The organism is Streptomyces sp. NPDC026417, from assembly GCF_055567695.1.
This window is the reverse complement of sequence record NZ_JBVHPY010000008.1, coordinates 49,452-70,131: the sequence shown is the minus strand read 5'-3', so window position 1 is coordinate 70,131 and position 20,680 is coordinate 49,452. Positions and strand designations below refer to the sequence as shown.

Annotated in this window: 18 protein-coding genes; 8 read left to right on the top strand and 10 right to left on the bottom strand. The window is 73.3% G+C overall.

Annotated elements, in window-relative coordinates:
• The first annotated feature begins 161 nt into the window (after nt 1-161).
• The 4 genes from ACZ4NT_RS15005 (at nt 162) to ACZ4NT_RS14990 (ending at nt 5,739) form a co-directional block, all read left to right on the top strand.
• Nucleotides 162-1,517, top strand: coding sequence for an aminotransferase class III-fold pyridoxal phosphate-dependent enzyme (locus ACZ4NT_RS15005; protein ID WP_467725581.1), 1,356 nt, complete (start codon nt 162-164; stop codon nt 1,515-1,517).
• Between the two features lie 149 nt (nt 1,518-1,666).
• Nucleotides 1,667-2,362 carry a GntR family transcriptional regulator gene (locus tag ACZ4NT_RS15000; RefSeq protein ID WP_121405170.1) on the top strand — a complete coding sequence of 232 codons (696 nt, stop codon included), beginning with the start codon at nt 1,667-1,669 and terminating at the stop codon, nt 2,360-2,362.
• Nucleotides 2,359-4,836: a dolichyl-phosphate beta-glucosyltransferase gene (locus ACZ4NT_RS14995; RefSeq protein WP_121405169.1), complete on the top strand. Its 2,478-nt coding sequence runs from the start codon at nt 2,359-2,361 to the stop codon at nt 4,834-4,836. The genes ACZ4NT_RS15000 and ACZ4NT_RS14995 overlap by 4 nt, the downstream gene beginning before the upstream one ends.
• Before the next feature lie 252 nt (nt 4,837-5,088).
• Nucleotides 5,089-5,739 carry a hypothetical protein gene (locus ACZ4NT_RS14990; protein WP_121405168.1) on the top strand — a complete coding sequence of 217 codons (651 nt, stop codon included), beginning with the start codon at nt 5,089-5,091 and terminating at the stop codon, nt 5,737-5,739.
• 18 nt (nt 5,740-5,757) lie between these two features.
• Here the strand turns inward: ACZ4NT_RS14990 and ACZ4NT_RS14985 are convergent, their stop codons facing one another.
• A complete protein-coding gene (locus ACZ4NT_RS14985) occupies nt 5,758-6,048 on the bottom strand; it encodes a DUF3303 family protein (RefSeq protein ID WP_121405167.1) in 291 nt (96 codons plus the stop codon).
• A gap of 124 nt (nt 6,049-6,172) precedes the next feature.
• A complete protein-coding gene (locus tag ACZ4NT_RS14980) occupies nt 6,173-7,456 on the bottom strand; it encodes an adenylosuccinate synthase (RefSeq protein WP_121405166.1) in 1,284 nt (427 codons plus the stop codon).
• Nucleotides 7,457-7,647: 191 nt separating this feature from the next.
• Here ACZ4NT_RS14980 and ACZ4NT_RS14975 point away from each other — a divergent pair, with 191 nt between their 5' ends.
• Nucleotides 7,648-8,490, top strand: a complete 843-nt coding sequence (locus ACZ4NT_RS14975; RefSeq protein WP_467725578.1) for a diacylglycerol kinase family protein — start codon at nt 7,648-7,650, stop codon at nt 8,488-8,490.
• Between the two features lie 384 nt (nt 8,491-8,874).
• Here ACZ4NT_RS14975 and ACZ4NT_RS14970 read toward each other — a convergent pair whose 3' ends face one another.
• Nucleotides 8,875-9,393 (bottom strand): GbsR/MarR family transcriptional regulator, encoded by a 519-nt coding sequence (locus tag ACZ4NT_RS14970; protein WP_467725576.1) that lies wholly within the window; start codon nt 9,391-9,393, stop codon nt 8,875-8,877.
• A gap of 113 nt (nt 9,394-9,506) precedes the next feature.
• Here ACZ4NT_RS14970 and ACZ4NT_RS14965 point away from each other — a divergent pair, with 113 nt between their 5' ends.
• Both ACZ4NT_RS14965 and ACZ4NT_RS14960 read left to right on the top strand, forming a co-directional pair.
• The gene (locus ACZ4NT_RS14965) at nt 9,507-10,454 is read left to right on the top strand and encodes an ABC transporter ATP-binding protein (RefSeq protein ID WP_467725574.1); all 948 of its coding nucleotides are present in this window, start codon (nt 9,507-9,509) and stop codon (nt 10,452-10,454) included.
• Complete coding sequence (locus ACZ4NT_RS14960) at nt 10,451-12,067, top strand: ABC transporter permease (protein ID WP_467725572.1); 1,617 nt, start codon at nt 10,451-10,453, stop codon at nt 12,065-12,067. The genes ACZ4NT_RS14965 and ACZ4NT_RS14960 overlap by 4 nt, the downstream gene beginning before the upstream one ends.
• 181 nt (nt 12,068-12,248) lie before the next feature.
• Here the strand turns inward: ACZ4NT_RS14960 and ACZ4NT_RS14955 are convergent, their stop codons facing one another.
• The 4 genes from ACZ4NT_RS14955 to ACZ4NT_RS14940 all read right to left on the bottom strand — a co-directional run bounded on the left by ACZ4NT_RS14955 (nt 12,249) and on the right by ACZ4NT_RS14940 (nt 16,677).
• On the bottom strand, nt 12,249-13,451 hold the full coding sequence (locus tag ACZ4NT_RS14955) for a cytochrome P450 (RefSeq protein ID WP_467725570.1): 1,203 nt from the start codon (nt 13,449-13,451) through the stop codon (nt 12,249-12,251).
• A 79-nt stretch (nt 13,452-13,530) separates the two neighbouring features.
• Complete coding sequence (locus tag ACZ4NT_RS14950; RefSeq protein ID WP_467725569.1) at nt 13,531-14,232, bottom strand: response regulator; 702 nt, start codon at nt 14,230-14,232, stop codon at nt 13,531-13,533.
• Nucleotides 14,229-15,572 carry a sensor histidine kinase gene (locus ACZ4NT_RS14945; RefSeq protein WP_467725567.1) on the bottom strand — a complete coding sequence of 448 codons (1,344 nt, stop codon included), beginning with the start codon at nt 15,570-15,572 and terminating at the stop codon, nt 14,229-14,231. Before ACZ4NT_RS14945 ends, ACZ4NT_RS14950 begins: the two co-directional genes overlap by 4 nt.
• 196 nt (nt 15,573-15,768) lie before the next feature.
• Nucleotides 15,769-16,677 (bottom strand): alpha/beta hydrolase, encoded by a 909-nt coding sequence (locus ACZ4NT_RS14940; protein ID WP_467725566.1) that lies wholly within the window; start codon nt 16,675-16,677, stop codon nt 15,769-15,771.
• A gap of 208 nt (nt 16,678-16,885) precedes the next feature.
• Here ACZ4NT_RS14940 and ACZ4NT_RS14935 point away from each other — a divergent pair, with 208 nt between their 5' ends.
• On the top strand, nt 16,886-17,494 hold the full coding sequence (locus ACZ4NT_RS14935) for a TetR/AcrR family transcriptional regulator (RefSeq protein ID WP_121405157.1): 609 nt from the start codon (nt 16,886-16,888) through the stop codon (nt 17,492-17,494).
• Nucleotides 17,495-17,550: 56 nt separating this feature from the next.
• Here the strand turns inward: ACZ4NT_RS14935 and kynU are convergent, their stop codons facing one another.
• The 3 genes from kynU to ACZ4NT_RS14920 all read right to left on the bottom strand — a co-directional run bounded on the left by kynU (nt 17,551) and on the right by ACZ4NT_RS14920 (nt 20,149).
• A complete protein-coding gene (gene kynU, locus ACZ4NT_RS14930) occupies nt 17,551-18,735 on the bottom strand; it encodes a kynureninase (protein WP_121405156.1) in 1,185 nt (394 codons plus the stop codon).
• Nucleotides 18,728-19,582 (bottom strand): tryptophan 2,3-dioxygenase family protein, encoded by an 855-nt coding sequence (locus ACZ4NT_RS14925; protein WP_467725563.1) that lies wholly within the window; start codon nt 19,580-19,582, stop codon nt 18,728-18,730. Before ACZ4NT_RS14925 ends, kynU begins: the two co-directional genes overlap by 8 nt.
• A 153-nt stretch (nt 19,583-19,735) precedes the next feature.
• Nucleotides 19,736-20,149: a DUF3151 domain-containing protein gene (locus ACZ4NT_RS14920; RefSeq protein ID WP_121405154.1), complete on the bottom strand. Its 414-nt coding sequence runs from the start codon at nt 20,147-20,149 to the stop codon at nt 19,736-19,738.
• Between the last annotated feature and the right edge of the window lie 531 nt (nt 20,150-20,680).

The following is a 20,680-nucleotide window of genomic DNA, read 5'->3' as shown; positions in this document are numbered from 1 at the left end:
ACCGAGGATAGTGCGACGGTACGGAGTGGTGGGCGAGGCGGTCTCTACGGTTCCGTAACGGCGGCGGGCGGCCGGGGGCCCGACAACCTGTCGCGGAAAGGCTCCGAGCGCAGACAGGACGCCGATGTCGCGTCCGTACCGTGGACATTTACGCTCGCGGCATGACCCCTCAGCCCAACCCCCAGGCCGGCGCCGCCGTGAAGGCCGCGGACCGTGCGCACGTCTTCCACTCCTGGTCCGCGCAGGAGCTCATCGACCCGCTCGCCGTCGCCGGCGCGGAGGGGTCCTACTTCTGGGACTACGACGGCAAGCGGTATCTGGACTTCACCAGCGGGCTCGTCTTCACCAACATCGGCTACCAGCACCCCAAGGTCGTCGCCGCGATCCAGGAACAGGCCGCAACCCTGTCCACGTTCGCGCCCGCCTTCGCCGTCGAGGCCCGTTCGGAGGCCGCGCGGCTCATAGCCGAGCGGACGCCGGGCGACCTGGACAAGATCTTCTTCACCAACGGCGGGGCCGAGGCCGTCGAGAACGCGACGCGTATGGCCCGGCTGCACACCGGCCGCCCCAAGGTGCTGTCCGCCTACCGCTCCTACCACGGCGCCACCTCCACCGCGATCAACCTGACCGGCGACCCGCGCCGCTGGCCGAACGACAGCGGCGCCGCCGGGGTGGTCCACTTCTGGGCGCCGTTCCTCTACCGCTCCCCCTTCCACTCCGACAGCGAGCGGCAGGAGTGCGAGCGGGCGCTCCAGCACCTGGAGGACACCATCGCCTTCGAGGGACCCGCGACCGTCGCGGCCGTCATCCTCGAAACCATCCCCGGTACCGCGGGCATCATGCCCCCGCCGCCGGGATACCTCGCCGGGGTCCGTGAGATCTGCGACCGGTACGGCATCGTCTTCGTCCTCGACGAGGTGATGGCCGGCTTCGGGCGCACCGGCGCCTGGTTCGCGGCGGACCACTACGACGTGACGCCGGACCTGCTGACCTTCGCCAAGGGTGTGAACTCGGGATACGTGCCGCTCGGCGGTGTGGCGATCTCCGGCGCGATCGCGGAGACCTTCGCCCGGCGTCCCTACCCCGGGGGTCTCACCTACTCCGGGCACCCGCTGGCCTGCGCCGCCGCGGTCGCCACCATCAACGTGATGGAGGAGGAGGACATCGTCGGGCAGGCGGCCCGGACCGGCGAGAGCGTGATCGGTCCCGCCCTGCACGAGCTGGCCGAGCGGCACCCGAGCATCGGCGAGGTGCGCGGGACGGGCGTCTTCTGGGCCCTGGAGCTCGTGCGGAACCGGGAGACCCGGGAGCCGCTGGTGCCGTACAACGCGGCCGGGGAGGCCAACGCGCCGATGGCGGCGTTCGGGGCGGCGGCGAAGGCCCACGGGCTGTGGCCCTTCGTCAACATGAACCGCACGCACGTCGTGCCGCCGTGCAACGTCAGCGAGGCGGAGGCCAAGGAGGGTCTCGCGGCGCTGGACGCGGCACTGTCCGTGGCGGACGAGCACACCGTGTGACCCGGTCCCGGGCCGTGCCCCGCACGGCCCGGACGAGGGCGTTCGGGCCGACTCTCCTGTCCCTGCAACCCCACCGCGTAAGGTGACGTGCTCGTAAGTACAGACGAGCGACGACCACGTACCCGTACGCGATGGGGGAGCCAGACACCATGCCCGGCACCGGCGGCAGCGGCGCCGTCACCCGTAGCACCCTGCGGCAGCAGATCGCGGACGCGCTCCGCGACGAGGTGCTGGCCGGCCGGCTGCAGCCGGGGCAGGAGTTCACGGTGAAGGAGATCGCCGAGCAGTACGGCGTCTCCGCGACCCCCGTCCGCGAGGCCCTCGTCGACCTGTCGGCGCAGGGCCTCCTGGACGCGGACCAGCACCGCGGGTTCCGGGTCCACGAATACTCCCTGGACGACTACCGGGGCATGATCGAGGCCCGGATCCTGATCACGGACGGCATCTTCCGCGCCCTGGCCGAGGGCTCCGCGAAGGACGAGGAGAGGCAGCGCGCCCTCGCCGCGCTGGCCGGGGTGCGCCGCCGCGGCGAGGAGGCGGCGCGGGCGGCCGTCGCCGGCGACCTGAACATCCTCATCGGCTACGACCTGCGCTTCTGGCGCGAGCTGAGCGGGCTGTTCGGCAACCCGTACCTCGCCGACTTCCTGCACCGCATGCGCGTCCAGTCCTGGGTCTGCACGGTGCAGCACCTGCGCCGGCTGACCGACCTCAAGGGGCACCTGTGGTCGGGGCACACGGAACTCGTGGACGCGCTGGCGCGCCGCGAGCCCGAGCAGGCGCACGCGATCGTCGCCGCGTACAACGCGCACTGCCTCGCCCTCGCCGAGCGGCTGGCCGCCGAATGAGCGCCCCGCAGTGCACGGACGTCGTCGAGGACAGGCCGGCCGCGGACGTGGACCTGACGGTCGTCGTGCCCGCGTACAACGAGGAGCGGCGGCTCGGGCCGACCCTCGACGCGATCGTCGCGCACCTGAGCGAGCACGAGGGCCGCTTCGGGGAGTGGGAGCTGATCGTCGCCGACGACGGCTCCACCGACGCCACCAAGGACATCGTCACCGAGGTCGCCGCCCGTGACCGCCGGGTCCGGTTCGTCGCCGGCCCCCGCAACCGCGGCAAGGGACACGCGCTGCGCCTCGGGGTCGCCGCGTCCCGCGGGCGGCGCGTACTGGTCACCGACGCCGACCTGGCGGCGCCGATCGAGGAGCTGGAGCACCTCGACAAGGCGCTCGCCGACGGGCAGGCCGCGGCGATCGGATCGCGGGCCACACCGGGCGCGACGATCGAGACCCATCAGCACCGGCTGCGCGAACTGCTCGGCCGGGGCGGCAACTTCCTCATACGCCGGGTCGCGGTGCCCGGCATACGCGACACCCAGTGCGGCTTCAAGCTCTTCGACGGGGACCGCGCCCGCGAGGCGTTCGCCGCCTCCCGGCTCAACGGCTGGGGGATAGACGTCGAGATACTCCAGCACTTCCGCCGCTCCGGCTGGCCGGTGGCCGAGGTCCCGGTGCGCTGGGCGCACCAGTCGGGCTCGAAGGTGCGGCCCCTCGACTACGGCCGGGTCCTCGCCGAGCTGTCCCTTCTCAAGCTCCGCTCCCTCCGCCCGGCGGACGTACTGGCCGCGGCCCTCTTCCTCCTCATGTCGGTGGCCCTGTACTCCGGCCGCTGGACGAACCCGGACGACCGGTACCTCGTCGACTCGCTGCAGGACCAGAACCAGTGGGAGTGGTTCTTCGCGGTCACCGCCGACAACGTCCGCCACCTCCACAACCCCCTGTTCACGACCCTCCAGGGGTTTCCGGACGGCGTGAACCTGATGGCCAACACGGTCATGCTGGGCCTGTCCGTGCCGTTCACCCCGGTCACCCTGCTGCTCGGCCCCGCGGTCACGCTCAACCTGGTGATGACCCTCGGCCTGGCCGCCACCGCCGCCGCCTGGTACCGGCTGATCGTCAAGCGGGTCGTACGGCAGCGGGGGGCGGCCTTCCTCGGCGCCGCGCTGGCCGCCTTCGCCCCGCCGATGGTCAGCCACGCCAACGCCCACCCGAACTTCGTGATCCTGCTGATGATCCCGCTGATCATCGACCGGGCGCTGCGGCTGTGCGCGGGGACCCGGGTGGTCCGCGACGGTGTCGTCCTCGGGCTGATGGCGACGTACCAGATCTTCCTCGGCGAGGAACCGCTGCTGCTCGCGTCGATGGGGATGGCGCTGTTCGCGCTGGCCTACGCGGCCCTGCGGCGGGACGTCGCGAAGGAGTCCTGGCGCCCGCTGCTCAAGGGCCTGGGCGTGGCGGCGGCCGTCTGCCTGCCGCTGGTCGCCTTCCCGCTGTACTGGCAGTTCGCCGGGCCGCAGAGCTACAAGAGCGTGCTGCACGGCGACAACTCGGGCAACAGTCCGCTCGCGCTGCTGTCCTTCGCGGAGCGCTCCCTGGTGGCGGGGGACGCGGAGACCGCGAACGCGCTGTCCCCGAACCCGACCGAGCAGAACGCCTTCTACGGCTGGCCGCTGGCCGCCCTGGCCTTCGCGATCGTGGTACGGCTGTGGGACCGGGCGCTCGTCAAGGCGCTCGCCTTCACCGTGCTGGCGGCGGCAGCGCTGTCCCTCGGCCCGAAATTCCGCATCCCGCTGACGGACGTGGTGCTGCCCGGACCCTGGGCGGCGCTGGCGGGCAGGCCGCTCTTCGAGTCGGTCATCGAGGGGCGGGTGGCGATGATCTGCGCGCCCGCGCTGGGCATGCTGGTCGCCCTCGCCTTCGACCGGCTGGTGCGCACCCGCTCCCTCGGCACGCAGTACCTGGGCATGGTGGCCGTCGCCGCCGCGCTGCTCCCCCTCGTCCCGGCCCCGCTGAAGTCGGTGGACCGCGCGGACGTCCCCGCCTTCGTCGCCGACGGGACCTGGTCGTCGTACGTCGGCGAGGGCGAATCGCTCGTGCCGGTGCCGCTGCCGGACCCGGTCAACGCGGACGCGCTGCACTGGCAGACCACCGCGGACCTCGGCTTCCGTCTGCCGGGCGGCTACTTCAACGGTCCCTTCGGCGAGGAGCGCGTCGGCATCTACGGCGCCGCCCCCCGCTACACCTCCAACCTGCTGCGGGAGATCGCCAACACGGGGGACGTGCCGGTGATCGGCAAGAACTGGCGGGCGCAGGCGCGCTACGACCTCGCCTACTGGAAGGCGGGGGTGCTGGTGCTGGGCCCGCAGGCCCACCAGGACGCCCTGCGGGACGCGGTGGACAAGCTGGTGGGGCACCCCGGCACGTTCGTGGGCGGGGCCTGGGTGTGGGACCTGGACGGGTCCGGAGGGTTCACCTCCTCCTAGGCCGGGGCCGGTCCGGGAGGCCCGGTCCGGCGCGGGAGTTTGAGGTCCGGTCCCGCGGGCGATCGGGGGTGTGGGGGCGCCGCCTCCCGGCGGGGGCCGCGGACGGAGCGGCACCCCCGCTCCGGGACGGATGCGAGCCGAACGGATATGAGCCGGACTTGCGCACCGGTGGTCACCCGGGCCGCCGCGCGCATTACGCTTCCCTGACCATCGTCGTGCCGCTGCCGCGCAAGGAACCAGAGGAGTCGTCTGTTGGCCTGTGACCTGTGGCTGGTCCCGCTCGTCGACGTGTTGTGCCACACCCCCGACAACCCCTTCGCCGAGGAGCTCGCGCTCTACGACAAGGTGCTGGGCGAGGCAGGGCTCCCACCGGTCCCGGTCTACGCGTACATGCCCGGGCTGACCGGTGAGGTCGCCCCGGTCGCGGGCTTCGACTACGACGCGCTGCACTTCCTGCGGCGGGCGTACCTGCTGCAGATGTGCGGTCTCGCGGTGACCCCGGTGGACGAACTGGGCGGTGACTACGAGCAGCTGCTGGAGATGTTCGAGACGAACGCCCAGCAGTCGCACCTGGTGTGGCACTACGACCACGCGGGCGCCTATGTGCCCGTGGACTTCCCGCACCCGCTGTCCAGCGACGAACTCCTCGCGGGCGGCGGCCCGCTGGGATCGTCCCACGGTCTGCTGCGGGAGCTGGAGTTCGTCGGCCCCTCCATCGGGATCGACCCGGGCAACCCGCCCGTGCCGCCGGAACCGCCCCGAGCGCCGACGGAGTTGGAGGAGCCGGCCGCGCCCGCGCCCTACGACGCGAGCCCCTTCGCCCGGGAACGGCACGTCTGGCTGGGGCTGCACGCGGCGGCCACCCGCAGCCTCGCCCAGGGTTCGATGATCATCTTCAGCTGAGGGGCACGTGCGCCTCCCTCAGTGCAGCTGGGAGAGACCCTTCTGCAGGTCGTCCGCGTTCATGATGGGGAAGACCTCGACCTTGGCGTTGAGCTGGGTGAAGAACGGTTCGCCCACGGGCGGCAGGTCGGAACTGTCCTGCATGTCGAAGACGAGGTAGCAGGTCCGCCGGCCGCCTTCGGGACCGAAGTAGGCGGCCTCCGGCCTGAGATGCTCCATCGTCTCCTTGATGAGCTGCGGCATCTTGCCGCTCGTCAAGGCCTCGTTGGCCTTGTCCGTGTCCATCGTGGCTTTGAGCATGACGCGCATCGCACTCACCTTCTCCTGGCTGACGCACGCACTCGTACACCTTCAGCGTATGCCCGGTTCATCCCCTTCGCCCCAGCAGAAAGGGCGCCCCGCGGGGCGCCCTTTCCGTGGTCACCGGACCGGCTCAGATGAACGAGTTGATCTCGATCGTCTCGTCACGGCCGGGGCCGACTCCGATGGCGGAGATGGGCGCTCCGGACATGTCCTCCAGCGCCTTGACGTAGTCCTGCGCGTTCTTCGGCAGGTCCGCGAAGGTCTTGGCCTTGGTGATGTCCTCGGACCAGCCCGGCAGGGTCTCGTAGATGGGCTTCGCGTGGTGGAAGTCCGTCTGCGAGTACGGGAGTTCCTCGACCCGCTTGCCGTCGATCTCGTACGCCACGCAGACCGGGATCTCCTCCCAGCCGGTCAGCACGTCCAGCTTGGTGAGGAAGAAGTCGGTCAGACCGTTCACCCGCGTCGCGTACCGGGCGATGACCGCGTCGAACCAGCCGCAGCGCCGGTCACGGCCGGTGGTGACGCCCCGCTCGCCGCCGATGCGGCGCAGCGCCTCGCCGTCCTCGTCGAACAGCTCGGTGGGGAACGGACCCGAACCGACACGGGTCGTGTACGCCTTGAGGATGCCGATGACCCGGCTGATCTTCGTGGGTCCGACGCCCGCGCCGGTGCAGGCACCACCGGCGGTCGGGTTGCTGGACGTCACGAAGGGGTACGTGCCGTGGTCGATGTCGAGGAGCGTGCCCTGGCCGCCCTCGAAGAGCACGACCTTGTCCTGCTCCAGGGCCTGGTTCAGGATCAGGACCGTGTCCGCGACGTACGGCTTGAGCCGGTCCGCGTAGCCCAGCAGCTCCTCGACGACCTGGCCGGCCTCGATGGCGCGGCGGTTGTAGAGCTTGGTGAGCAGCTGGTTCTTGACCTCGAGGGCCGCTTCGACCTTCTGCGTCAGGATCGACTCGTCGTACAGGTCCTGGATGCGGATGCCGACGCGGTTGATCTTGTCCGCGTACGTCGGGCCGATGCCGCGACCGGTGGTGCCGATCTTGCGCTTGCCGAGGAAGCGCTCGGTCACCTTGTCGACGGTGACGTTGTACGGCGTGATGATGTGGGCGTTGCCGCTGATCAGAAGCTTGGAGGTGTCGACGCCGCGCTCGTTGAGCCCGTTCAGCTCGGAGAACAGGACCGAGGGGTCGACGACGACTCCGTTACCGATCACCGGCGTGCACTCAGGTGTGAGGATTCCGGAAGGGAGGAGGTGGAGGGCGTACTTCTGATCGCCCACGACTACCGTATGGCCGGCGTTGTTGCCGCCCTGGTAGCGCACCACATAGTCCACGGATCCACCGAGCAGGTCGGTGGCCTTTCCCTTGCCTTCGTCACCCCACTGAGCACCGAGCAGCACAAGTGCGGGCACAGGCGTACACCCCTTCCGGGCGGGGCATGTCCAAGGTCGGGGACGTACGCTGCTGTCTCGTTGTACGGCTGCGTGCGCCGGCGACCACCTTTGGCCGCGACCGTCGGACCGGATGCCCCGGAATAGACGAAGCCCCTGGCGCAATAGCGCAAGGGGCTCTTGCACAAAGATGCTACCCGAGGAAGCGAGGCATGACCGAGGTGGCGGCTTCCGACCAGCTTCTGGTGGTCATCGACCCGGTCGCCCGTCGTACCGACGGGGAGTCGGTACGGATCGCGAAAGACGTGCTCAGCGCGGGTGCGGCCACCAAGGTGTGCCTCCCGGACGGGCCCGAGGAATTCGCCCGGGCACTGGCCCGAAGGGGTTCCCGGCGGCCCGTGGTGATCGGCGACGACCGCGCCCTGCTGCGCGCCGTCTCCCATCTGCACCGGCAGCGGGAGCTCACGGCGTGCGCCCTGTCCCTGGTGCCCGTGGGCGGCGGGCTCGCGCTCGCCCGCGCCCTGGGGGTGCCGACGGGTGCGGTGGCGGCGGCCCGCGCCGTGCTGGACGGCGGTGTCCGCCGCCTGGACCTGCTGGTGGACGACAGCGACGGCGTGGTGGTCGGCGGGCTGCGGATCCCCTCCCTGCCGCCATCCGTCGGCTCCTCCTCCGCCGACGACGCCTCCGCCCATCCCTGGCTGCGGACCTGCCAGTCCCTCGTCCGCACGCTGGCGCCCCGGCCCTCCCGGGTGGCGTCCGTGACCGGCCCCGGCCCCAGCAGGCTGCGCATCGAGGTGGACGGCGTGACGCTCGTCGATCTCGACCAGCCCGTGGAGGCGGTGTCGGTGACGCCCTGTGCGGGCGGGACCGCCGAGGTGGAGGTGCGGCGGCCGTCGGTGGGCGCGGAGGCGTCGCCGCTGCGGGCGGTGGGCCGACGCGTGACCGTGTCCGGCGCGGACTTCCGCTATCGCGCCGACTCGGTGATCGCGGGCCCGGTACGGACCCGCACCTGGACGGTCCGGGAGAACGCCTGGGGCCTGACCCTCCCGGGCTGAGCGTTCAGGCGCACCGTCCAGCCAAATTCAGCCCTCCGGCAATGAATCCAGCCGCGCCGGCCGCCCGTCCAGCCCCTCCCACCACGACTCCACCATCCGGCGGCGGATCCAGCCGCTCGGGCCACCCGTCCAGCCCCTCCGGCAACGAATCCACCTTCCGGCGGTGGATCCAGCCGCTCGGGCCGTCCGTCCAGCCCCTCCGGCGTTTGAGGAGCGGGGTCCGGGGCGGAGCCCCGTGTCGGGACGGGAAGGGGCGGAGGGGGCGAAAGAAGCTCTGCCCGAACGGCCCGGCGAACCGGCCGTGAGGCCCGGCGCACCGGTCGGCCGAGCCCACGGAGCGAACGCAGCGAACCCGCGGAGCGAACCCGCGGAGCCGACCGGCGGTCAGCCCTCCCCGAAGAGCCGCTCCCGGTGGACCCGCCACCGGGACATCATCGCGCCCAGCTCCCCCTCGACGAACTCGAAGAACGCCAGTGTCTCGACGAGCCGGTGCCCGGCGGGACTGTCGGCACCCAGCCGGTCGACCCCGTCCAGCAGCGCGGACTGCCACCGCTTCAGCACCGCGTCCCGGCTCGTCAGCGCCTCGTACCACTGGTCGCTGTGCACCCGGTAGCGCTCCCGCCGCGACCCGGGCTCCCGCTCGCGCGAGACCATGTGCTGCTGTGCGAGATACCGCACCGCACCCGACACGGCCGCCGCACTCACCCGCAGCCGCTCACCCAGTTCGGCGGACGTGAGCGCACCGGAGTCGGAGGCGAGCAGCGCCGCGAAGACCCGGGCCGGCATGCGCGGCATCCCGGCCTCGACGAGCTGCGCCGCGAACCCCTCGACGAACGCGGAGACCGACTCCTCGTCCCGTCCGGCGCCGTCACCGACGCGTCCGGACCCGCTCGACTCCGTCATCTGTGAACCCTCTCCCCGCCGTCCTGCCTGCTGCGCACCACCCCCGAGTGTATCCAGCATTTCCACCCTTCCTTAACTTCACAAATTTCTGAAGGAAGCGTACGTTCAGCGTCATGACGAAGGCAATCACCGTCTCCGGGCTGCACAAGTCGTTCGGGACGACGCATGCGCTGGACGGCCTCGACCTGGAGGTCACCGCCGGCGAGGTCCACGGCTTCCTCGGTCCGAACGGCGCCGGGAAGTCCACCGCCATCCGTGTCCTGCTCGGCCTGCTGCGCGCCGACTCGGGCGCCGCGCAGGTGCTCGGCCGGGACCCGTGGGCGGACGCCGTGGAGCTGCACCGCCGGGTCGCCTATGTGCCCGGTGACGTCACCCTCTGGCGCAACCTGTCGGGCGGCGAGGTCATCGACCTGCTCGGACGGCTGCGCGGCGGCCTCGACCGGGCGCGCCGTGCCGACCTGATCGAGCGGTTCGAGCTGGACCCGGCCAAGAAGGGGCGCGCCTACTCCAAGGGCAACCGCCAGAAGGTCGCCCTCGTCGCCGCCTTCGCCTCGGACGTCGACCTGCTGATCCTGGACGAGCCGACCTCCGGCCTCGACCCGCTGATGGAGGAGGTCTTCCAGCGGTGCGTCGAGGAGGAGCGCGACCGGGGCCGGACCGTCCTGCTGTCCTCGCACATCCTCAGCGAGGTGGAGGAGCTGTGCGACCGGGTCAGCATCATCCGCAAGGGCGTCACCGTCGAGAGCGGCACGCTCGCCGACCTGCGCCATCTGACCCGCACCGCCGTCACCGCCGAACTCGCCGGCCCGCCCGACGGACTGGCGGGGCTGCCCGGCGTGCACGAACTCGACGTACAGGCCGCGGACGCCGGCCGGGACGACGTCTGGGGCAGGGTCCGGCTCCAGGTCGACCCCGACCGGCTGGACGCCGTACTGCGGGCGCTCACCGCCTCCGGCGTGCGGTCGCTGACGTCCTCGCCGCCCACCCTGGAGGAACTGTTCCTGCGCCACTACCAGGACGACGGGCGGGCTCTCGGCGCACCGGAGGCGATGGCACGATGAGCGCCGTCACCGCCCGGAGCCGCGTCGCCGTCCGGCCCCGGGCGTCGCACCGGCTCGCCGGGACGGGCACCCTCCTGCGGTTCGCCCTGCGCCGAGACCGGCTGATGATCCCGCTGTGGGTGCTGGTCGTCGGCACGACGGTGCTCTCCCTGCCGGGCGCCCTGGAGAGCGTGTACGCCACCGCCGCCGACCGGGCCGGCGTCGCGGCGCAGGTACGCGCGAACGGCTCGCTGCGCGCCATGTACGGGCCGGTGTTCGGCGACTCGCTCGGGGGCCTGGTGGCCTGGCGCATCGGGGGCTTCGCGGGGGTCCTCGCCGCCGTCATGAGCCTGCTGGTCGTCGTGCGGCACACCCGGGACGAGGAGGAGAGCGGACGCCAGGAGCTGATCTCGTCGGCGATGGTGGGGCGGCGTGCCCCGCTGACCGCCGCGCTGCTGGCGGCGTTCACCGCGAACGCCGCGCTCGCGCTGCTCGTCACGGCCGGGCTCGCCGGACAGGGCGTCCGGGGAGCACTCGCCCTCGGGCTGGGCACCGCCGCGGTCGGGGCGGTCTTCGCCACGACGGCCGCCGTGGTCGCCCAGTTCACGGAGAGCGCACGGTCGGCGAAGGGCCTCACGGGCGGTCTGCTCGGTGCGGCGTTCGTCCTGCGGGCGGCCGGCGACTCCGCGACGGACGACGGCTCCTCGGTACTGACGTGGCTCTCTCCGGTCGGCTGGCTGGAGAACCTGCGCCCCTTCGCCGGCGAACGGTGGTGGGTGCTCGCGCTCCCCGCCGCCGCCGTCGTAGTCCAGGGCGCCGCCGCCTACGTCCTGGCAGACCGCCGCGACGTCGGGACGGGCTTCCTGCCTGCCCGGCCCGGACCCGCCACCGGCCGGCTCGGGACGGCCGCGGGACTGGCCCGGCGGCTCCAGCGCGGCAGCGTGACCGGCTGGAGTCTGGGGTTCCTGGCCGCCGGAGCCGCCTTCGGCGGGATGACCCAGGGGGCCGCGGACCTGGTCGGCGACAACGCGCGTACCCGGGAGATCATCGAGCGGATGGGCGGGCGTTCCGGGATCACGGACGCGTTCCTCGCCACGATGGCCGGCATGCTCGGCATGGTCGCCGCGCTCTACATCGTCCAGTCCGTCCTGCGGCTGCACGCCGAGGAGACCTCGGGGCGGGCCGAGCCCGTCCTCGCGGGACCGGTCGGCCGGCTCCGCTGGGCCGGCGGCCACCTGGCCGTCGCCTTCGCCGGAGCCGCCCTGGTCATGACGGCCGGCGGCCTGGGTCTCGCCGCGGGCTACGGCCACGAGTCCGGCCCGGTGATCGGCGCGTGCCTGGTCCAGCTGCCCGCGGTCTGGCTCGTCGGCGGGGTCGCCGTCCTGATGTACGGGCTCTCGCCGCGTCTCGCCCCGGCCGCCTGGGCGGTGGCGGGCGGGGTCCTCCTCCTCGGCTGGATCGGTCCGGCGCTGGGGGTCCCGCGGTCGGTCCTGGACGTCTCCCCCTTCGGCCGTCTGCCGAAGCTGCCGGGCGACGCCATGACGTGGACGCCGGTGCTCGTCCTCACCGCGCTCGCGGCGGCCCTCACCGGGGCGGGCCTGGTGGCACTCGGACGCCGCGACATGAGCACCTGAGCGGCCCGGCGGCACCCGGAGCCCCGCCGCCGGACGCCCGTCATCCGGCGGCGGGCACGCGCCGCGGCGTCCTTCGTCCGCCGAAGTGCCGGGGTCGCCGGTCGCCCCGGTCGCCCCGGTCGCCGGTCATCGCGGTTGCCGGTCATCGCGGTTGCCGGTCGCCCCGGTCGCCGAGGTGCCGTCAGACCTCCACGTCCAGCCCGCGCAGCCCGCGGATCACGAAGTTCGGCGTGCGCTCCGGTTCGGACGCCGGACGCAGGGCGGGCGCCTGGACCAGCAACGCGTCGAGGGAGGCGGCCAGTTCCAGCCGGGCGAGGGGTGCTCCGATGCAGTAGTGGATGCCCGCGCTGAAGGAGATGTGCGGGTTCTCCCGGCGCGCGAGGTCCAGCCTCTCCGGCGCGCTGAAGACGGCCGGGTCGTGATTGGCCGAACCGAAGAGCATCGCGATCTCCGCCCCGCGCGGGATGGTCGTCCCGTCGATCTCGATGTCGTCCAGGACCCAGCGCTCGAAGAGCTGGAGCGGGGTGTCGTACCGCATCAGCTCCTCCACCGCGGTGGGGACGAGCGAGCGGTCGGCGCGCAGGGCCGCCAGCTGGCCGGGGTTGCGGAACAGCGACCACCAGCCGTTCACCGTGGCGTTGACCGTCGCCTCGTGGCCCGCGTTCAGCAGCAGGACGCAGGTGGAGATCATCTCCTGCTCGGTCAGCCGGTCGCCCTCGTCGTGCGCCGCGATCAGTCCGGAGATCAGGTCGTCGCCGGGCTCCTTGCGGCGGGCCCCGATCAGGTCCCGCAGGTACTCGGTGAACTCGACCGAGGCCCGTACCGCCTTCACGGCCGTCTCCGGGGACGGCTTCAGCTCGTACATGCCGCAGATGTCCGCCGACCACGGCCGCAGCGGCGCCCGGTCGGACTCGGGGATGCCGAGCATCTCGGCGATGACGGCCACCGGGAGCGGCTCGGCGACATCGCTCAGCAGATCACCGCCGCCCGCCTCCACCAGCCCGGCCACCAGCTCCGACGCCAGCCGGTGCACGTACGGCCGCAGCCGCTCCACCGTGCGCGGCGTGAACGCCTTCGACACCAGCCGCCGGATCCGGGTGTGGTCCGGCGGCTCCAGGTCGAGCATGCCGTGGTCGTTCAGCACGTGGAACGGCTCGTGCTCCGGCGGCGGCGCCGTGCGCCCGAAGTCCTCGTGCGTGAACCGGTGCCGGTACGTACGGCCGAGGCGCCGGTCCCGCAGCAGCGCCGAGACGTCCGCGTGGTGCGGCACCAGCCACTGCCCGGTCGGCTCGAAGAAGTGCACGCGGCCCTGGGCACGCAGCTCGGCATACGCGGGGTAGGGGTCGGCGAGGAACGCCGGGTCCCAGGGGTCGAAGGCAGTCATGTCCGGACGCTAGCCCCCCGCACCCCCGCCTGACCAGGGCTGTCCGCCCTCCTCGCCCGCGTGGCCCGCGGGCGGCGGGTCACCCCGGCTGCACCAGCCGCGCCTCGTACGCGAACACCGCCGCCTGGGTGCGGTCGCGCAGGCCGAGCTTGACGAGGATGCGGCTGACATGGGTCTTGATGGTCGACTCGGCGACGACCAGGCGGGCCGCGATCTCCGCGTTCGACAGGCCCTGCGCGATCAGTACCAGGACCTCCGTCTCGCGCTCGGTCAGCTCCCCGTACGCCGCCTGGGCGCCGGCCGGGAACCGGGGCGTCTGGGCGAGCTTGGCGAACTCCGTGATGAGCCGCCTGGTCACCGAGGGGGCGAGCAGCGCCTCTCCGGACGCGACCACCCTTACCCCGTCGGCCAGTTGGCGAGCCGAGGCGTCCTTGAGGAGGAAGCCGGAGGCTCCGGCGCGCAGCGCCTGGTACACGTACTCGTCGAGGTCGAAGGTGGTCAGCACCAGCACCTTCGCGGAGCCGTCCGCGGCGACGATCTCCCGGGTCGCCTCGATGCCGTTCAGCTCGGGCATGCGGATGTCCATCAGGACCACGTCCGGGGCGAGTTCGCGGACCCGCTGGACGGCATCACGGCCGTTCACCGCCTCGCCGACCACCTCGATGTCCGGCATCGCGCCGAGCAGTACGGAGAACCCCTCGCGGACCATCACCTGGTCGTCGGCGATCAGGACGCGGATCGTGCCGGAGGCCCCGGGCGCCCCGCCCGCGCCGCCGGTCACGCGGACTCCCCGGCGGCGGGCACGGGCAGGAAGACCGTGACCTCGTATCCGCCGTCGCCGGTGGCGCCCGCGGTCATCTCGCCGTTCAGCATGGAGACGCGCTCGCGCATGCCGGTGATGCCGTGCCCGGCTCCGTGCGGGGACTTCTCCGGGGTCGGCCGCGGCGGAGGACCGTTGACTATGCGCAGGCCCAGTCCGCCGAGCACGTAACCGATCTCGACGCGGGCCGTCGCGCCGGGCGCGTGCCGCAGGGTGTTGCTGAGCGCCTCCTGCACGATCCGGTACGCCGACAGCTCGACGCCCTGCGGCAGTTCGCGCACCGCGCCCGTGACCGCCCTGTCCACCGGCAGGCCCGCGTCCCGCACGTTGGCGAGGAGTGCGTCGAGGTCGGAGAGGGTGGGCTGCGGGGCGTCGGGCGCCTCGTAGTCCTCGGCCCGTACGACGCCGAGGACGCGGCGCAGCTCGGTCAGCGCGGCGACCGCGTTCTCCCGGATCGTGGCGAAGGCCTGCTCCAGCTCGGGGGGCGGGTTCTCGACGCGGTAGGGGGCGGCCTCGGCCTGGATGGCGACCACCGACATGTGGTGGGCGACGACGTCGTGCAGTTCGCGGGCGATGGTGGTGCGCTCCTCCAGGAGCGTGCGCCGGGACCGCTCGTGGGCGGTGACCGACTGCTGGGCGGTCACCTCCTGCTCGGCCTGGCGGCGCACCTGGCGGACGGTGACGACGAGCAGGGCCAGCGCGGAGACGAAGAGGAACGGCACGCTGTTGCTCGCGTAGTGGCCGGCGCCCAGGAGGGCCTCGGCGAAGAAGCCGTACGCCGCCGTCAGCACCCACATCCAGGCCGCGGTGCGCGGGCGGGTACGGGCGGCGACGACCGTCAGCACGACCAGGTGGGCGGCGAAGCTCGCGGGCGCCCAGGGCCAGTCGGTCCACTGGCTGCCGAACGCGGCGACGACCGGGGTGGCCGCCATGGAGAGCCAGAAGGCGCCGACCGGCCTGACCAGGGTGAGCAGGACCGGACTCACCGCGAGGATCACCGTCAGCAGATCGGGTACTCCGCTGCCGACCTCGCTGGAGGCGGCGGCGATGAGCAGCACCACCAGGGCGGCGGCCACCACCAGCGCGTGCGGGGTCCAGGCCGCGCGCCGCCGGGCCCCCTCGGGCAGGCGCCGGGTCAGCGGGCCCACCGTGCGCATGGGCGGCATGGGGCGATAGGCGAAGGCGTCGTGGAACAGGTCCTGGCGCAGCCTCTGCAGGGCGTCCATGGCCAGCCGGAACTCGGGGCTGCGCGGTTCGGCGCCGCCCAGCGGCATCGTCTTCGTCTGGGTCGTCTCGGTCACGTACAGAACGGTAGGGCGCGGGCGGGGTGGCGGTCGTCCCCAGTGAGGGGGTCCTTCGGGATCCGTCTCAGGTACTACGGGCGGGCGCGGCCCGGGCCCCGGAACGGAACGCCGGGACCGCCCGGACCATCGGAACCGCCGGGAACACCGGGGCCACGGGGACCGCCGGGAGCCGTCCCCGGGCACCGCGACCGGGTCACCAGGCCAGCTGGGCGATCTCCTCCGCCACCACGGCGCAGGCGTCCGCCGCGGGGTCGATGAGCGGGAAGTGGCCGACGCCCTCCAGGAGCGTCAGGCCGACCACCTCACCGGCCTTCGCCGCCGCGTCCGCGTAGGACTCGGCGACGGCCTGCGGCACCACGATGTCGTCCCGCCCCTGGACCAGGGTGGTGGCGATGCCGGTCGGCAGCAGGAGCGCCGGGTCTGCATACGGCCGCCGCTCGGCGAACTTGGCCTCACCGCCGAGTAGTTGGGTCGCGGCGCCGGAGCAGACGTCCAGTTTCCCGGCGACCTCGAAGTCGGCGATCGGGGCGAGCGCGACGACGCCGCGGAGCGGCGCGGGGCGGTCGAGGTACCAGGGGGCGTCGGCCGGGAGGAGGTGGCGGGCCGCCGCCCACAGGGCCAGGTGTCCGCCCGCGGAGTGTCCGGCGACGACGATACGGCGCGGGTCGGCCTGCGGCAGCGCCTCCCGGGCGAGGCCGGGCAGCGCGTCGAGGGCCGCCGCAACGTCGTCGAAGGTGTCGGGCCAGCGGCCCGCGACCGGGCCCGTGCCGCCCTGCGCCGGGATGGCGCTGCCCCGCCGGTACTCGGCGTTGGCCACGGCGAATCCCCGGCGGGCCAGGAAGTCCGCGAACGGCGTCACGTGCCGGCGGTCGTAGGGGGCACGCCAGGCGCCGCCGTGCAGCACGACGACGAGCGGGGCGGGGACCGACGTCTCGGGGCCGCGCGGGGCGTAGAAGTCGATCACCTGGTCGGGGTGGTCGCCGTAGGCGGCGGTGGAGTCGGGGTCGACGGGCGGGTGGGAGAAGGCGGACGCCTCTTCGGCGGCGTCACGGGCGATGTCGTCACGGCCTTCGGCATCGCGGGGGACGGCGTCGTCCGGCATGCTCCAACCTCTCAGCGGCGAAACGGAATCGGACAGGGAGACGGCGGGCGGCCCGGTGGTGGATCGGCCGTTGGCGGGGACGGTACCAGGCCGGTGACGTGCGCGGACAGACGGATGTCACGCTGGGTGAGGGTTAAACGGTTCTGCTGTTTCGTTACGCTGGGGCGGCCGCACGCTCCTCGTGCGCCGTACCCCTCCAGGAGGCCCCATGCCCGCCGAGCCCGGCACCGTACGTCCCGGGGGCCGCACCGCACGGGTCCGGGCCGCCGTCCTGCGCGCGGCCGGCGACGTGCTGGCCGAGCAGGGATTCGCGCACCTCGACCTGGCGGACGTGGCCCGGCGCGCGGAGGTGGGCAAGACGACGGTGTACCGCCGCTGGGGGTCCGTGACGGGACTGGTCGCGGACCTGCTCGCGGACATGGCCGAGCAGTCGCTGCGGCACGCCGACACCGGATCGGTGCTGGAGGACCTGCGGGCCAACGCGGAACTGGTGCGGCGGACACTGGCCGACCCCCGGCAGGGCGCGCTCTTCCGCGCGGTCATCGCGGCCGCCACCTGCGACGCGCGCACCGCGCAGGCGTTGGCGCGCTTCTACGAGGTGCGGGTGGCGGAGTGGGTGCCGTGCGTCGAACGGGCGGTGGAACGCGGGGAGTTGCCGCCGGAGACCGACCCGGCGCAGGTGGTGCGCGCCGTGTCCGCCCCCCTCTACTACACCCTGCTGACCACCGGGACGGCCCCCGAGCCGGCGGCCGCGGACCGCGCGGCACGGGCGGCGGTGGCCGCGGCGGCGGCCGGGGTGTACACCTCCGGTAGGTGAGCGGGCGGGGGCACCGGCCCCCGCCCGCCCCACGGCCCCCGCCGCGGCTCCGCCCCTTAAGCCAGCGTCTCCGCGAGCACCCGGGCCGCCCGCTCGACGTCCGCGAACCCGACGTACAGGGGAGTGACCCCGAAGCGCAGGACGTCCGGGTGCCGGAAGTCGCCGACGACCCCCTGCTCGATGAGCCGCTTCATGACCGCGCCGGCGTCCGGGCAGCGCAGCGCCACCTGGCTGCCCCGCTCGGCGTGCGCGACCGGGGTCAGCGACTCCAGGCGCCCCTCGGGCACGTACGCGGCGACGCACTCCAGGAAGAAGTCCGTCAGGGCGAGGGACTTGGCGCGCACCGCCTCGACGGTGACCCCGTCCCACACCTCCAGGGCCGCCTCCAGGGCGAGCATGGAGAGGATGTCCGGGGTGCCGACCCGGCCGCGCAGGGCCCCCGGCGCCGGCTCGAACTCGCGCCGCATGCCGAAGGGCTGAGCGTGCGAGGTCCAGCCGGGCAGCGGCGAGTCGAAGCGCTCCTGCAGATCGGAGCGGACGTACAGGTACGCGGGTGAACCCGGCCCGCCGTTCAGGTACTTGTACGTGCAGCCGACCGCGAGGTCGACCCCGTGCGCGTCGAGCCCGACCGGCAGGGCGCCCGCGCTGTGGCACAGGTCCCAGACCGTGTACGCACCCGCCTCGTGCACCGCGGCCGTCAGCGCGGGCAGGTCGTGCAGCCGGCCCGTGCGGTAGTCGACGTGGTTGAGGAGCACCGCCGCCGTACGGGGACCGAGCGCCGCGGGCACCTCGTCGGGGGCCACCGGGCGCAGGGTGCAGCCGGTCATCCGGGCCGCCGACTCGGCGATGTACCCGTCCGAGGGGAAGGTGGTGGCGTCGACCAGGATCTCGTCACGCCCCTCCCCCGCCAGACGCACGGCACCGACGACCGCCTTGAACACGTTGACGCTCGTCGAGTCGCCGACGACCGTCTGGCCGGGGGCGGCACCCACCAGCGGGGCGATGCGGTCGCCTATCCGCTCCGGCGCGGTCCACCAGCCGCTCTCGTCCCAGGACCGGATGCGCAGTTCGCCCCACTGCCGGCGGACGACGTCGTCCACGCGGCCGGGGACCACCGCGGGCAGCGCGCCCAGCGAGTTGCCGTCCAGGTAGACGGTGTCGTCGAGGACGAAGCGGTCGCGCAGCGCGGCGAGTTCGTCGGCCGAGTCCAGCTCCTTGGCCCGGGCGCGCGGCTCAGACACGGGACCTCGCCGTCCACAGCTCGGGGAACACGTTCTTCTGCGCCCGCTTCTCCAGCCAGGCCACTCCGGCGGAGCCGCCCGTACCCGTCTTGGCGCCCATGGCACGGCGCGTGGCGACGAGATGGTCGTTGCGCCAGCGCCACACGAGCTCGGCCACGTCGGTCAACGCCTCGCCCAGACGGGCGAGTTCGCCGCTCTCGTCACCGGCGTACAGCTCGGTCCAGACCGCCTCGACCTCGGTCGAGGGCTCGTACTTCCGCGCGACGTCGCGCTCCAGCACGGCGGCCGGGATCGCGTACCCGCGCCGGGCGAGCAGCCGCAGCACCTCGTCGTAGAGGCTCGGCTCGTGCAGCGCCTTCTCCAGCTCGGCGTGGACCCGCGGGGCGCCGCGGTGCGGGACGAGCATGGACGCGGACTTCTCGCCGAGCAGGAACTCCATGCGGCGGTACATCGCGGACTGGAAGCCGGATCCCTCGCCGAGGGCGCTGCGGTACGAGTTGAACTGGGCCGGGGTGAGCTGCCCGAGCGGCCGCCAGGAGGCGTTCAGCGCCTCCAGCTCGCGCACGGAGCGCTTCAGCGCGGCGACGGCCGTGGGCAGGTCCTCGCGGCGCAGGGCACCGGCCGCGGTCTCCCACTCGTGGACGATGACGGTGAACCACAGCTCCATGACCTGGGTGGTCACCAGGAAGACCATCTCGCCGGGGTCGTCGGAGAGGGTGTGCTGGAGGTGGGTCAGGACATCGGCCTGCACGTAGTCCTCGTACGGCGTGGTGCCCTGGAAGTCGAGATGCGGGGTCTCGGGCTCCTGAGCCTCTGCGGGCTGAGTCTGATGAGCCTGTTGGGACATCGCTGTCTCCTGTTGCGTACTCCGGGTAGCGGTCCGCCCCTGCCGTTACCGGCACGGGGGCCCCGGTCCCCATGCGCATCCTCCGCAATGGTCCCCCGAAACCGCAAGGCCCGCCTGGTCACACCGGGCGGGCCCCGTGATCACGACGTGCGGCTAGCCCAGTGTCTGGGCGGCCGACGGGGAGGAGTCCTTCAGGAACTGGCTGCAGCGCTCGTACTCCTCCTGCTCGCCGATCGCCTGCGCGGCGCGGGCGAGGGCGTGCAGGGCGCGCAGGAAGCCGCGGTTCGGCTCGTGCTCCCACGGCACCGGGCCGTGGCCCTTCCAGCCGCTGCGGCGCAGGGCGTCCAGGCCGCGGTGGTAGCCCGTACGGGCGTAGGCGTACGACTCCACGACGCTGGCGCGCTCGAAGGCGTCGTCGGCCAGCTGGGCCCAGGCGAGCGAGGAGGTGGGGTACTTCGCGGCGACGTCGGCCGGGGGTGTGCCCTTCGCGAGGAGCTCGCGGGGCTCCGGGTCGTCGGGCAGTTCGGTCGGGGGCGGTCCCCCGAGGAGGTTCTCGTGAAGGCTCATGCCTCCAGTCTGCGCCATCCCCTCCCCCCGCCGACCGGCGAACCCCACCCCACCGGCGACCGGCCCGCACCAGCCCACTCCCCCTCGCGCCTCAGCCCCCTGATCCCGCCCCCCGCCGGGGCTGGGACATCGAACCCGGCACCAACGGGGCACCGCCCGGGCGGGCCCACTCCCCGCGCCCACCAGCACCCCGTGTCCCGGCCGACGCAAGAGGCGGAACGACGAACCCGGCGTCAACGGGGCACCGCCTGCGCCCACCCGTGCCGCCCCTTGCGGCACGCCTGCCCGCAGCCAGGGCCGACCGGGCCCCACCCCGCACCGCCTGCCCGCGCCGCCTGCCCGCAGCCAGGGCGGCCGACCGGGCGCCGACCCATGCCCGGCACGCCTGCCCGCAGCCAGGGCCGACCGAGCCCCACCCCGCACCGCCTGCCCGCACCGCCTGCCCGCAGCCAGGGCGGCCGACCGGGCGCCGACCCATGCCCGGCACGCCTGCCCGCAGCCAGGGCCGACCGAGCCCCACCCCGCACCGCA